The 12,920-nt window shown below is 73.1% G+C and carries 11 protein-coding genes; all 11 read right to left on the bottom strand.

The features are described 5' to 3' along the window. Positions 1–215: 215 nt before the first annotated feature. Complete coding sequence (locus KME66_RS05670) at positions 216–1,043, bottom strand: endo alpha-1,4 polygalactosaminidase (protein ID WP_216319673.1); 828 nt, start codon at positions 1,041–1,043, stop codon at positions 216–218. Next, positions 1,040–1,702 carry a spherulation-specific family 4 protein gene (locus KME66_RS05665; protein WP_073220894.1) on the bottom strand — a complete coding sequence of 221 codons (663 nt, stop codon included), beginning with the start codon at positions 1,700–1,702 and terminating at the stop codon, positions 1,040–1,042. The genes KME66_RS05670 and KME66_RS05665 overlap by 4 nt, the downstream gene beginning before the upstream one ends. Next, the gene (locus KME66_RS05660) at positions 1,699–2,619 is read right to left on the bottom strand and encodes an NAD(P)-dependent oxidoreductase (RefSeq protein WP_216319670.1); all 921 of its coding nucleotides are present in this window, start codon (positions 2,617–2,619) and stop codon (positions 1,699–1,701) included. Before KME66_RS05660 ends, KME66_RS05665 begins: the two co-directional genes overlap by 4 nt. 7 nt (positions 2,620–2,626) lie before the next feature. After that, positions 2,627–3,340, bottom strand: coding sequence for a sugar phosphate nucleotidyltransferase (locus tag KME66_RS05655; protein WP_073220900.1), 714 nt, complete (start codon positions 3,338–3,340; stop codon positions 2,627–2,629). Positions 3,341–3,371: 31 nt separating this feature from the next. Further along, the gene (locus KME66_RS05650) at positions 3,372–4,373 is read right to left on the bottom strand and encodes an SDR family NAD(P)-dependent oxidoreductase (RefSeq protein WP_216319665.1); all 1,002 of its coding nucleotides are present in this window, start codon (positions 4,371–4,373) and stop codon (positions 3,372–3,374) included. A gap of 172 nt (positions 4,374–4,545) precedes the next feature. After that, positions 4,546–5,982, bottom strand: a complete 1,437-nt coding sequence (locus tag KME66_RS05645) for a hypothetical protein (protein WP_216319663.1) — start codon at positions 5,980–5,982, stop codon at positions 4,546–4,548. After that, positions 5,979–7,502: a GT4 family glycosyltransferase PelF gene (pelF, locus tag KME66_RS05640; RefSeq protein ID WP_073220910.1), complete on the bottom strand. Its 1,524-nt coding sequence runs from the start codon at positions 7,500–7,502 to the stop codon at positions 5,979–5,981. Before pelF ends, KME66_RS05645 begins: the two co-directional genes overlap by 4 nt. Positions 7,503–7,601: 99 nt before the next feature. Then, positions 7,602–9,746, bottom strand: coding sequence for a hypothetical protein (locus tag KME66_RS05635; RefSeq protein ID WP_216319660.1), 2,145 nt, complete (start codon positions 9,744–9,746; stop codon positions 7,602–7,604). Between the two features lie 481 nt (positions 9,747–10,227). Beyond that, a complete protein-coding gene (locus KME66_RS05630; protein ID WP_216319657.1) occupies positions 10,228–10,752 on the bottom strand; it encodes a hypothetical protein in 525 nt (174 codons plus the stop codon). A 574-nt stretch (positions 10,753–11,326) separates the two neighbouring features. Then, positions 11,327–12,262: a PaaX family transcriptional regulator C-terminal domain-containing protein gene (locus tag KME66_RS05625; protein ID WP_216319655.1), complete on the bottom strand. Its 936-nt coding sequence runs from the start codon at positions 12,260–12,262 to the stop codon at positions 11,327–11,329. Continuing rightward, complete coding sequence (locus KME66_RS05620) at positions 12,259–12,903, bottom strand: GNAT family N-acetyltransferase (protein WP_216319652.1); 645 nt, start codon at positions 12,901–12,903, stop codon at positions 12,259–12,261. Before KME66_RS05620 ends, KME66_RS05625 begins: the two co-directional genes overlap by 4 nt. Positions 12,904–12,920: the final 17 nt, after the last annotated feature.

Here is a 12,920-nt window from a genome sequence, read left to right as displayed (position 1 = left end):
GGCTCCCTGAGCGACGATGTCAGCACAGACGGTAGGAGCGGCGGGGCGGGTGTGCACGACGGGCGCGGCCGAACGGGGCAGGGTGCGCCGGGCCGGCCGGCCACGATCCCGGCCGGCCGAGAGGGTGTCTCACCGCGGGAGGTGGAGTCGGGGCTCGGGCCGGGGGACTCCCCGACGGGGCCCGGCCCGGCCCGGACCCGCCCCGCACAGGCCCCTCAGCATGCCCTGCGCCAGGTCCCCAGCTCCCACTTCTTCCGCATGGAGGAGAGGCCCAGCTTGCGGGACTCGGGGCAGAAGCGGCCGTTGGGCTCGGTGTACTCGACGTGGAAGACGGCCTTGCCCGCCTCGATGAACGGCTTCAGCCTCGCGCACTCGCCGTACTCCGCGCACTGCTCGTTGACCGCGAAGTCGAAGACCCCCACCAGCTGCGGGATCTGCGCCAGGTCGTTCTTGAGGCCCACGGCCAGGCCGCGTTCGTGGGCGATCTCGGCGATCATCCGGTTGTAGCGCAGCTGGTCCCGCGCGGTGAGCGGGAAGCCCGTGTCGTCGTTGTACCCCTCCATGAGGTCGGGCTCGACCGCGTCGAACCCCTTCCGCCGGCACATGTCGAACCGCCGTTCCATGATCGGCCGGAGTACGGAGACGCGCCGGATGTCGAGCCAGCGCTCTCCGTCCCAGCCGTTCGGCCCGCCCAGCACCGAGCGGGGGAAGGCGTCCTTGTCGGGCCGGTAGTCCTCCCACGCGCCGACGTTGATGTAGCAGATCACCTTGCGGCCGGCGCGGTGGAGCCGGGCGACGTCCTCGGCGTCGTTCTCGAAGCCGTCGATGTCGTAGACCGGCACGTCGGCCGCCGTGGCGTCGACCTTCCCGTCCAGCTGCCACTGCCAGGCCAGCCCCGGACGGGGCTGCCACCGGCTCTTGCCCGGCCCGCCCGACGGCGTGTCCCGGCCGCCGCCCGTGCCGGTGCAACCGGACAGGAGGACGGCCAGAGCGACCGTCAGCACGGCCGGCAGGGTGGCCCACGGCCAGGTCCGGCGCCTCATCGTTCCGCTCCCGACAGCACTGGCGTCAGCCGGGACCACGGGTTGGGCGGCTTCCCGGTGACCGGGCCCGACACCGCGGCGCCACGCTCGTGGGCGGCGCGCACGGCCACTTCGGCCAGCGCCCCGGGGACGCCGTACACCAGGTGGCAGAAGCGGTCGGGCGCCCAGCGCGTCGTCCAGTCGGGTCTGCTGAACGCCGAGACGTAGGTGGACCAGGGGCCCTCGAACGTGACGAGGAGGTCCGCGATCCCGGCGTAGCCGGGAGCCGGGTGCACACCCGGGTTCAGGACCACGGGCGACGCGCCCTGCCGGCGGAGCGCGCGGACCAGCTTCCGGTAGGCGGGCAGTGCGTCCCCGGCAGCGCTCACCCGGTCCAGGAAGCAGCCGTCGGTGGCGTACCACTCCCGGTGCCGGGCGGCATCGGCGGTGACATCCGCGGCCCGCCGGGTGCCGTAGTCGGTGTCCACATAGCCCAGCACACGGGCTCCCGCTCCGCGCAGCGCGCCCGCCGCGGCGACGAAGGCGGGATCGGCGGCCCCGCCGGGCCCGTCCGCGGGATTGAGCACGACCGCGTAGGTACGGTCGGCCGCCTCGATGAGCCGGTGCCAGGCAGCCGGGTCAACGGCCGGGTGGACGTACAGCGGGATCAGCAGGCTCACGATGACGGTTCGCCTTCCGCACACGGGACCGGCCGGCGGGCGCCGGCGGACCACAGTGCCGTCAGAGACTCCCGGAGTGCGTACGAGGGACGCCAGCCCAGGGCCGTCCCGGCGGCGGAGATGTCGGAGCACTGCCAGGACACCTGCCCGGAGCGGGCGGAGCCGGCGCCCTGCTCCTCGATGCGTCCGCCGAAGCCCGCGATCCCGGCGAGTGTGTGCACCAGCTCCCGCACCGGCACGGCGCGGCCCCCGCCGATGTTGAGCACACGCGGCAACGGCCCGGGCGCCGTCACCGCCTGTTCCGCCGCCCGCGCCACGTCACGGGCGTCGACGAAGTCGCGGTACGCCGACAGGTCCCCGAGCCGGAGCACCGTGTCCGCGCCCGCGTCGCGCAGGAGCCGGGCGACCCGGCCGGGCAGTCCGCCGGGAGGCGCCCCCGGCCCCACCGGGTTGCCGACCCGCAGGACGAGTGCGTCCAGAGCCGACGCCGTCACGATCGCCGTGCCCGCCAGCTTGGTGGCCCCGTAGGCGCCGAGCGGGCGGGTGGCCGCCGACTCCGTGGCCGGAGTCCTGCCGGTCCCCGGGCCGTACTCGGCGGCCGAACCGAGGTGGACCAGCCGGGCCGAGGGGCAGGCCAGTTCCATGGCCTCGCACAGCACGGCGGGTCCCCGGGTGTTGGTCTCCGCCAGTGTCACCGGGTTCCCGCCGGTCGCACCGGCGCAGTTGACCACGGCGTCCGGCGTCGCGGCCGCCAGGGCCTCCGCGAGCCGGCCGGCGGAGTCGGTGGCGAGGTCGGCGGGAACATCGGAGGCGGCGGACCGCCCCCCGGTGAGGACCCGCGTGCCGTGGAGAGCACCGAGCCGCTCGGCGACGTGGGCCCCCAGGTATCCGGTGGAACCAAGGACGAGAATGCGCATACGGCGCTCAGGCTCCCTTGAGGAGAAGGGACTTGCGGACGGTGAACTCCGCGTTGGCCCGGTCGTAGTCGTCGGGACGGCCGATGTCCAGCCAGTAGCCGTCGAAGTCGTAGGCGTGCGGCGGTTTCCCGGACCGCAGCAGGTCCAGGACCAACTCGTCGAAGCCCAGCGGCAGGCCGGCGGCGTACCCGTCGAGGGTGGCCCGGGTCAGCCCGTACACACCCATGGAGACGCGGTAGTCCATGCTTGGCTTCTCCGTGAAGCCGACGACCTTACTGGCGTCGGTCGTCAGGACGCCGAAGTCGATGCGGACCTGACGCGCGTACGTGGCGATGGTCAGGGGCGCACCTGAACTCTCGTGGCTGCGGAGGACGTCGGCGTAGTCGAGGTCGGTGAGGATGTCCCCGTTCATCACCAGGAAGTGCTCCGGCAGCCGTTCCCGCATCGTCAGGAGCGGTCCCATGGTCCCCAGCGGGGACTCCTCGGTGGAGTAGTCGACTCTCAGGCCCCACTGGGAGCCGTCGCCGACATAGGCCCGGATGATCTCGCCGAGATGGCCGATGGCGATGGTGCAGCCGGTGAAGCCGGCCGAGGCGAGCTGGCGCAGGACGATCTCGAGGATGGCGTGCTGGTCTCCGATGGGTACCAGCGGCTTGGGCAGGGCCGTGGTGTAGGGCCGCAGGCGGACACCCTTGCCACCGGCCATGATCACTGCGTACATGGTCTTCCCCCTTGCTCGACGTACCGGATGGTCAGATGTTGTAGATGCCGGTCTTGTAGCGGGCGAGGTTGCCCGGATCGCCGAAGAACTCCACCGTCTGCGCGAGGCCCTCCTCCAGGCTGTGCGCCGGGCTCCAGCCGGTCGCGGCGCGCAGTCGCCCGGCATCCGCGACCAGGCGCATGACCTCGGAGTTCGCGGGCCGCAGCCGCTGGGCGTCCTCGCGGACGTCGAGCGCGGTGTCCATCACCTTGCCGATGAGGGTCACCAGGTCGCCGACGGAGATCTCGCCGCCGGTGCCCGCGTTGAAGGTACGTCCCACGACCTGCTCGGCGGGCGCGGCGCCGACCGCAAGGAAGGCCTGCGCGGTGTCCTTGACGAACGTGAAGTCCCGGGTGGGACGCAGGTCGCCGAGGGTGATGGTCCGCTCTCCCGCCGCGACCTGGCCGATGACGGTGGGGATCACGGCCCGCATGGACTGCCGCGGCCCGAAGGTGTTGAACGGCCGCAGTGTCACCACCGGGGTGTCGAAGCTGGCGTGGTAGCTGTCGGCGAGCCGGTCGCCGCCCGCCTTCGAAGCCGCATAAGGAGACTGGGTGTTGATCGGGTGGTCCTCGGTGATCGGCACGGTCTGCGCGGTGCCGTAGGTCTCGCTGGTGGAGGTGTGCACCAGCCGCGGAGTGCCGGCGGCCCGTACCGCCTCCAGCACGTTCAGCGTTCCGGTGACGTTGGTGTCCACGTAGCTGTGGGGCGCCCGGTAGGAGTACGGGATGGCGATGAGCGCGGCCAAGTGGTAGACGGTGTCGGCCCCTTCGACGAGATGGCGGACCGACCCCGGGTCGCGGACATCGCCGAGGACGATCTCGACCTGGTCGAGGACGGCGGGGGAGAGGGTCTCCAGCCAGCCGTACGAGGAGAAGGAGTTGTACTGCGCCATGGCCCTCACCCGGTGCCCGGCGGCGACGAGCGCCTCGGTGAGGTGGGAGCCGATGAAGCCCTCGGCTCCGGTGACGGCGGCGAGTGGTGGGGCGTTCACGGTGGTTTCCTTTCGCTGGTTGCTGGTTGCTGGTTGCTGGTTGCTGGTTGCTGGTTGGTGATGGGCGATGGGTCTCGGCTGGACGGTGGCGGCGGGCGGCTCGCGGTGGCGGTCCGTGGCGGCGGGGGACCGGATGGCGGCCTGTGGCGTGTGCGCGGCCGGTGGATCCCTGTCAGCCGTGGGCGGACGGCCGGCCGAGCTGCCGCAGGGTCACCGCCGTGAGAACGAGGACGGCGGCCCCGCAGCTCAGCGGCAGCGCCGCGGAGCCCGGCGGGCCTCCGGTCAGCATCGCCGCGCCGGAGAACGCCGCCGCGCTCAGACACACGGCGGCCGGCGGCCAGGCGGTGCCGAACGCCTGAAGCAGCAGGGAGACCCACAGCGTCGCGGCGAGCAGCAGCAGGGTGGCGGGGGCTGCGTCCACGAGCAGCGCCGCCGGAGCCAGCGGGCCGAGGTACACCAGCAGGCAGCCGGCGAGAACGGCCGCGGAGCGGGCCCGGAATCCGCCGAGCGTCCTCGTGGACCGCAGGGCCGCCACCGACAGCCCGCGGTAGCGGTACAGCAGCCACTCGGCCGGCCCCATGCTGAGGGTCAGGACGATCACGGCCCAGGGCTGCTCCCGGCCCGCCAGGAACACGAGTGATCCGGCGGCCAGTCCGAAAAGGCCGTACGGCAGGGACGGCCACAGATGCGGACGCGTGGCACCGGCCGCGGCCGGTACCGCGCGCGTGGCGCGCAGAGCCCAGGCGGCCGCGGCGACGGCGCCGAGGAGCGACAGCAGCGGCGCCCCGACGCGGAGCACGTTCCCCGGTTCCCACCACAGCAGCGCCGTCCCGCAGGCGGTGACCGGTACGAGGACCGCCAGCAGGAGGCGTTCGCGGCCCAGCACCAGCAGGACCCCGGCCGCCGCGAGGTAGAGCGACTGCGCCGTCACGGCCACGGCCGTCGCGGCCGATCCCGAGAGAGCGACGCCCGCGGCGGTCGCCGCGGCAGCGCCCAGGGGCGCTCCCTTCGCCAGGGTGCGTCCCGCCTCCAGCCGCCCGGCCGCCAGGCGCAGATAGGCGCGATGGCCCAGGGCCTGGTTCCAGGCCCACGAGATCAGCCCGGCCACCACCAGGGCCCGCACCACGCCATCAGGAGGCAGATGCCGCCCGGCGAGCGCGTACGCGAGGCCGGGCAGCGCGAACAGCAGCCCGCGCATGGCGCAGCGCACGTGGTCGGGCCGCCAGGGGTCGGCGGGGCGGGGCGGCTCGGGGAACGTCCGCGGCACGCGCCGGTACAGCGCCGTCGCCAGCGAGAACAGGTCGGCGTGCCCGTACTTCTCCCGGATCACGTCGCCGGTGAGACCCTCGGACTCCAGCAGCGCGGCGACCTCGTAGGGGTGGACCGCCGGCGCGATGCGGTCCGCGAGTGCGGCGGCCAGCTCGTCCACCGCCTCGGCCCGTGCCCCGTGGCCGGGCAGCTCCGCGACAGGCGGGCGCGGGCCGGCGATCCGCAGCGCCATCGTGCGCTCGTCGACGAGGCGCAGGGCGAGCGTACGGTCGTCGACGAGGCGCAGGGCCAGGGTGTCCTGTTCCGCGCCGCCCGGTTCCAGCGACATGGGTCCGCTCATCCGGCCGCGCTCCTCACCGGTGGCCTGCCCACCGTCGTCAGCAGCTGTTCCTCGACGGCCGGGGGCGCTTGCAGGCCGCCGGACCCGGACAGTTCCCGGTAGATGGAACGGAAGGTGTCGATGGTCTGCCGGAGGGTGAACTGCTCGATCACCCTGAGCCGGGCCTCCTCGCCCATCCGGTGGCGCCGCCCGGCGTCGGCGAGCAGCTCCAGCGCCGCGGCGGCCATCGCTGCGGGGTCGCGGGGCGGCACGACGAGACCGGTGTTCCCGACTGCCTCCCGGACACCGCCCACATCCGTGGAGACGGTCGCCCGCCCGCAGGACATCGCTTCGATCAGAGTGAAGGGGAAGCCCTCGCTGATGCTGGAGAGCATGACGACGCTTCCCGCCGCGTACGCGTCCCTGATGTCCTCGACCCTGCCCTCGAAGGTGACCGCGGCGGCCTGGCCCAGCTCCGCGGCCAGGGCCTCGCACCGGTCCCGGTAGGCCTCCCCGCCGCGCGGCGTACCGCCGAAGAGCCGCAGCCGCGCCTCCGGTATCCGCTCCCGTACGCGTGCGAAGGCGCGGATCAGGGTCTCCAGATCCTTGATCGGGTCGACACGACCGGCCCAGCTGAGCACCGGAGCGTCGGGTTCCGGTCCTGCGGGCGGGAACGCGGCGGGGTCCACGCCGTTGTAGACCGTCCGGATCGCCTCGGGCGCGGCGCCCCCGTGCTCCTCCCAGAGCCGGTTGTAGCGGTTGCCCGGGGTGATCAGGGCGGCCCGCCGGTAGGTCTCCTCCGCCAGCAGCCGGAAGAAGCCCAGCAGGAGCGCCTTCACCGGCCACCGGTAGGGGGCGGTGCGGTATCCGAGGTAGCGCTCGCGCAGGTACACGCCGTGCTCGGTGAGGAGCAGCGGCACACCGTGCCGTTCCAGCGCCGCGAGGCCCGGCAGGACCGCCACGCCACCGCTGACCGCGTGCGCCACTCCGGTCTCCGGGGACGGTGCGGCCAGCGGCCGCAGGGCGTGCTCCAGCAGCGTGGTCGCGGTCACCGCGTCCTGCAGGGTCGGCCGGGCCTCGCGGACCGCGAGGCCCGGCCGGTTCCAGAGGGCGGTCAGGATGCCGATGGCTCGGTCTCCGCGCAGGAAGGGGCTGAGCCCGCCGTCCTCGGCGGCCCGTGCCAGCGCGTACAGGGCCGGGCCGAAACCGTCCTCCGCGCGCGGGTCGAGCAGCCCGGTCACGAACTGCTCGTAGGACTCGGCGAGCCGCCGGTGGTGCTGCCCCCGCGGTGCCCGCCCCTCGGGGGTGGGTCCCCACATGGGGACGGAGACGATGCGGCCGACGTTGGCGGGGACGTCCCAGACGACCGGCTCGCGGCCGGTCCCGGTGACGGCGACCACGTCGAACGCGATGTCCGGCATGCCGGTGACGAGTTGGTCGCACCAGACGCTCACACCGCCATGACTGTGCGGGTAGGTGCCTTCGGTGAGCAGGGTGACGCGCGACGTGCCGGAGTGTCGCACGCCGTGGGGAAAGTACATCGATCTGCTCCACGGCCGGAAAGTGAGGTGGTCGGGCCCGGCGGTCGCGGGCCCGTCCCGGCCGCCGCACCGGCGACCGGGACAGGAGGCGTACGTCTGTCAGCGCTCCGCGCCGTAGGGGACCTGTTCCTCGACGCCGGAAGGCACTTCGGTCCGCGGCGCGGCGTTCGTCGGGGCGAGGGTGGGGGCGGGTGTCCCGGACCCGTCCCCCTCGGCCGCCGTACCCGCCGACACGGGCAGGTCCAGGGTGTAGGGCAGGCCCTCGGCAAAGGCCCAGCCGGAGACCGCACCCGCGTAGGGAGCCCCGAAGCCGGTGGAGTCGTGCCGGGTGCCGGTGGGCATCGTGGCCGTGATCGCCACGCCCTCGGGCGCCCGCACGGTCACACTGTCGCCGATCCGGTAGGCGGTGACCTGGCCCGCGTCGAGGGCGGCTCGCCAGGCTGCCCGGCGCTGCATCTCGACCCCGATGTCCTTCATGCGGAGATTCACCACGGGGGTGTCGGCGGCGAACAGCTCGTCGTAGCCGCCGAGTACGCCGTCGAGCACCGGATAGGCGATGCGGTCCTCGGCGAGGTTCGACTGGTGGATGAAGTGGGGCTTGGGGTCGTTGGCGAGGACGTGCCCCAGGGCGATCCGGGTCTCCAGCGGGACGATGTGCTCGGCGTAGCCGGTGGCGGTGTCCAGCGGCGCGGCCAGGCAGGTGGAGGTGGCGGGGTTGTCCTCGCAGATCCCGCTGCCGCCCTGGGCGCGGGCGGTGTAGATCCAGTTGTACTCGTCGACCTGTTCGGCTTCCCGGCCGGCGTTGTAGAAGATGTTCATCGGGTAGCGGGAGACGGTCGTGGCCGTTCCGACCCGGCGCTGCACGGGGTCGCGGGAGTTGTCCGAGCCCAGCCAGCGGATGCCCGTGTCGGTGAGGGCGGGCCCCAGATGGGGGTTGTCCTCCGGCTGCTGCGGGGTCACCTTCAGACCGGAGTGCTCGCCGGTGACCAACTCGTCCCGGCTGAGCGGGAGTCCGGCCGCCACGCCCCACGCCTCGTTGGTCGCGATCTCGTCGGCGATGTCGTTCCGGCTGACCCACCGGGTGGACCCGTCCGGGTTCGTCGCGCACTTCCACGGCACCACGCTGGTGTCCTGTACGCACCCCAGGAAGGCGTGGGTGTACGTGTGGTTGATCCAGCGGAACCGGCCCCGGTCGGCGACGAGTTTGTCGGCGAGGGGGTCCTGACCGCCGTGGTCCTCGCGGTGGTCGACGGTGCCGGAGGCGTTGTAGGCGAAGTCGAGGGTGAAGTCCCGGTCGTCCTGCCAGGCGGTGGCGCGGTCGACGTCGGCCGGGACCATGCGGATCGGGTTCGGGGTGCCTTCGCCCGGCTGGCAGTCCACGTCGCCGGGCGTGCAGTTGAGCTCGGTGTCCCAGCGGTCGTCGGCGGCCAGGACGTCGTCGACGTGGACCGCGAAGTAGTTGCGGTCGGCGCCGAGGTGCACCCCGCCGGTCATCCACGCCACGATGCCCCGGGCCAGCAGCCGGTACTGCTGCTGGTAGCGGTTGTAGACGAAGGTGACGACGAGCTCGCGCCGACCGTCGTGCCGGTACTCACCCACCAGGGAGCCCATCGTCGGTCTCCCCGGAATGGCGGCCTGGACGTAGGGGGTGAAGTCCGCGCCCGCCACCGGCGTCGAGAGGTAGGCGTAGGACTCGTTCACGGTGGGGGAGTTGTCCTCGAAGGGGACAGTGCCCTCCAGATATCCGAAGGGCCCGGCCTTGCCGGCCTGCGTCACCTCGGCGCGCACTCCGTCGACGCTACCGGCGTAGCCCGTGCCGACCGCCGCGTTGAGCCCCACCTGCGGACGCGCGTAGGTGTAGGCGTCGACCTGGGGAATCGCGTACGTCTGCTCGTAGGCCACGATGGCCGCCATCTCGGCGGAGCCCGTCGGAAACGGGTTGTCGTTGGGCAGGACGACGGCCTGGTACTTCGCGCGCGGCCGGCCGTCGACGGTGTCGGCGAGGAAGCCGGCGTCGATCACGGGCCGGCCGGTGTCCTCCAGATCGACCTCGGTGTACGGGGTCCCGGCGCTCTCCAGTTCGGCGGCGATGGCGTCGGTGGACGGCCCCCCGTCGCTCACGACGAGCACGCGCAGATCGACGCGCGGTGCCGGATCGTCCGCCTGGGCGGAGGCCGTGGGTAACCCGACCGTCGCCAGCAGCGTGCCCACAACGAGTGCGGTGGTGCGAATGGTCCGCTTCATGCGGTGGAATCCCTCCCCGGGGCAGGGGAGATCGGGCTCCTGTCGGAGCCTGCCCCACCCCATGACCACGCCACCCCTCTGCGGCGGCGGTCGTTGGCGTTTCCGTCGAGACACATGGTGGGGGCGATGTGGAGTTATTGTGTGACTGTCGGGAAACTTGACGGAAAATCATGCGTGGCCATCAGGACGGCAAGGTGACCGCCCGTAGCGGTCGCGGGGCTCCCGAACCCGGGGCCGGGAGCACCTCGCAGGCCTCTGTGCTGCTGCGGAAGGCGACCGGCGGAACGCGGACCGCTGGACCACCCCGGCGGGGGAAGACTGCTGGGCCTGGCCGAAAACCCGGTCGGTGGGCAGGCGTATCACGTCACGTTGAGGCCGACGCGCCGACGGCGGCCGGCGTGGAGCAGGGCCGGCCGCCGCCTTCGTCCGTGGAGCCCCGTTCAACGCGGGTGAGCGCTCCGCGGGACGCGTACGGGGGCGGTCAGGCGCACAGGACGCGGGTTTCGGGTGTGAAGACCGGGCCGCCGCTCAGGCTGGTGCTGTCGCTGAACTCCGCGTAGAAGTACGAGTAGAAGCCGATGTTGCCGTTGCAGCCGGAGTCGGCGGCGACCTGCAGGGTCAGAGTGACGGTACGGCTCTGGCCGGGCGGGATGGTGGTGCCGTAGTTGCCGCCGAGGTTCGCCGGCCCGGTGCCGGAACAGGGGACGGCTCCGGTCTCCGTGGCCAGACTGCAGCCGGTGAAGCTGTACTTGAGGTCGGGGCGCTGGGTGGTCAGCCAGGTGGGGTCGATGGACTGGTAGATGAACCAGATGTCGTACGTCTGGTTGTTCTTCATCGTCATCGACAGGTTCACCGTGCCGCCGGGCGTGGTGGTGGCGGCGTCGGTGGTGAACGACAGCTCGGCCGGCTGCGGTGCGGCGGCGGCCGAGGGCGCCAGGCCGAAGACCGCGAGGGCGAGGGCGATGAATGCGGCGAGACCGAGGCGTCTCGGGCGAGTGAGTCTCATGACCCGGGAGCGTAGGCACGGCCCACGGGCACCGTCAGCACCCCGATGCGCACCGAGCCCGCGGTGCGGCTGAAAGAGGTCGTACGGTGAAGGTCTTGTGCCCCTGCCTTCACATGAGGCTGTGAAGAGGCGTTCCCGCACCATAACGCCATGGTGTGATGTGGGCACGGAGAGTCGTCGCGTGCCGCCCTCGCGGGCGCTGGAGCTGCGCGGTCAATGGCGGATTCCGGGGGCCCGAGACCCGCGCCGCGGCGTGCGCCGGCGCCCGGTGCCCGGTTCCGGTCCTCACCCGGTTCCCTCACCGGACGGACCGTGTCCATCGAGTGTTGTCCCGGCGTCCGGGAGCTGTTCCCCGTACCGGGACCGCACCTTGCCGCGCACCGTGGGCGACGACGCTGGGGGGCGCGGCCTCGTTCCCGTCCCGTCACGACGGGGCCCCGCATCCGACGGTGACCGCACCACGCGCAGCGCCCCGTGTCCCGGACCCGCGACACGGGGCGCTGGGTGCGGCTCCCCCGGGGCGGGGCAGCCGCCCGGCCGAACGACGTCAGCCGGCTTCCGCACCCCCACCGGCTCAGCTCGCTCCCCGTTCGGGCCTCGGGGGAGCGTCGGGCTCGGGCGGCCGGACAGCGTGGTCGTAGAGGCTGAACAGCCGTAGCCGGTCCGCGGCTTCGTCCTCCTCCGTCGCGAGGGCGTCCCAGCACCGTGCCGCCAGGGCGCGGGCGCGGGCGCCGGGCCAGGGCTGGGGGAGCAGCTCGGCGGGGAGCAGCGGGTCGGGCGCCATCGCGGTGGTGAAGGCCGATGCCAGTTCGACGGCGTACGTCAGCCGTTCGGTCGGGGTGGGCGGGGCGGCGGGGCCGGACAGCCTGGCCAGACGGTCCTCGGCGAGCGCCGCGAGCGCTTCGTGGCGCTCCGCGATCGCCGGCAGCGGCCACAGCAGCGCGGCCAGCCGGACGGGGTCGCTCTCCTCGCCCACGCGCAGATCCCGGCTGGTCAGCCGGGTGAGGGAGGGGAGGACGCCGAGGTGGCGGGCGTGGGCCTCGGCGATGTCGGCGACGTCGTTGGCGCAGACGTAGAGGCCGCCCTGGAGGGGGGCCGCACCGAGATGGAGCAGGGTGTCGCGCAGGGTGTCGCGGGCCTGCCGGGCGCTCTCGGGGATGGCGAAGGCGAACAGGTGCCAGGTTCCGTTCCAGGGGGCGAGCCCCTGGTCCTGCCGGTAGGCGTGGCGTACGTACTCGACGTCCGGTGCGATGGAGCCGGTCGCGTCGGTGGTGGCGTGCAGCCGGGCCCTGCGCCCACGGCCCTCCTGGGTGAACCGCCCCTCGGCGACCAGCCGTTTGACGCACAGCCGGACCTGCTGGTCGGTCATGCCGATCGCCTCGGCGACGGAGTACAGCTCGTCCGCGTGCACGGTGCCGTCCTCGCGGACGAGGGCGAACACGAGGGTCCGGGTGCTGATCGCGGGCGGCGCGGGCTCCGTCTCCGGGGTGCCCGCGGGCGTGCTCGTCATCGCTGCTGCTCCAAGCTGTCACCGGGTGTGCCGTCGTCCGTGCGGTCCGGAAGGGCGCGATGCATGGTAGTCACGGCGCCGAACCCCATGAGGCCCCTGAGGTACGGGGTCTGCTCGGTGCGTTCGGCGGTGAAGCCGTGCCGCTCGTACAGGGCGCGGGCACGCGGGTTGACGTCGATGACGTCCAGGCGGATCCGCGAGCAGCCGTGTTCGGCGGCGACGGCCGCGATCTCGGTCAGCAGCATGCTGCCGATCCCCGTGCCGCGGTGGGCGGGGTCGACGGCGATGCCGTCCATGACCAGTTCCCCCCGCTCCGGAGTCCGTTCGAGCAGGGCCAGCACGGCGAGCCGGGGCAGGCCCCGGAAGAGCCCGTAGGCGGTGAGCACGTCGCGTACGCCGCCGCCGGTCAGGCCGCGGCCGCCGAGCCGGTAGCCGGCCACGCCCACGACGCGGTCCCCGCCGGCGGCGAGGGCGACGACGGCGCGGTCGTGGTGGAGATGGCCGGCGATGAAGGCGCGTCCGCGGTCCGGCGGGCCCAGGGCGGACCCGAGCTTGCGCCCGAACGCCTCCCAGTACAGCGCGGCGACCTGGTGTCCGGCGTGGCGGGGAACGCCCCGCCGGACGACGACTGCTGAGTCCATGATGCCCTCCTGGCTCT

The organism is Streptomyces sp. YPW6 (assembly GCF_018866325.1).
GTDB lineage: Bacteria > Actinomycetota > Actinomycetes > Streptomycetales > Streptomycetaceae > Streptomyces.
The sequence above is the reverse complement of the archived record's forward strand: the minus strand, read 5'-3'. Positions and strand labels throughout refer to the sequence as shown.

What these genes read in the sequence shown, in the direction of transcription:
- KME66_RS05670 (WP_216319673.1), bottom strand. Translation starts at nt 1,043, where the DNA reads ATGAGGCGCCGGACCTGGCCGTGGGCCACCCTGCCGGCCGTGCTGACG.
- KME66_RS05660 (WP_216319670.1), bottom strand. Translation starts at nt 2,619, where the DNA reads ATGCGCATTCTCGTCCTTGGTTCCACCGGATACCTGGGGGCCCACGTC.
- KME66_RS05655 (WP_073220900.1), bottom strand. Translation starts at nt 3,340, where the DNA reads ATGTACGCAGTGATCATGGCCGGTGGCAAGGGTGTCCGCCTGCGGCCC.
- KME66_RS05645 (WP_216319663.1), bottom strand. Translation starts at nt 5,982, where the DNA reads ATGAGCGGACCCATGTCGCTGGAACCGGGCGGCGCGGAACAGGACACC.
- pelF (WP_073220910.1), bottom strand. Translation starts at nt 7,502, where the DNA reads ATGTACTTTCCCCACGGCGTGCGACACTCCGGCACGTCGCGCGTCACC.
- KME66_RS05635 (WP_216319660.1), bottom strand. Translation starts at nt 9,746, where the DNA reads ATGAAGCGGACCATTCGCACCACCGCACTCGTTGTGGGCACGCTGCTG.
- KME66_RS05630 (WP_216319657.1), bottom strand. Translation starts at nt 10,752, where the DNA reads ATGAGACTCACTCGCCCGAGACGCCTCGGTCTCGCCGCATTCATCGCC.
- KME66_RS05625 (WP_216319655.1), bottom strand. Translation starts at nt 12,262, where the DNA reads ATGACGAGCACGCCCGCGGGCACCCCGGAGACGGAGCCCGCGCCGCCC.
- KME66_RS05620 (WP_216319652.1), bottom strand. Translation starts at nt 12,903, where the DNA reads ATGGACTCAGCAGTCGTCGTCCGGCGGGGCGTTCCCCGCCACGCCGGA.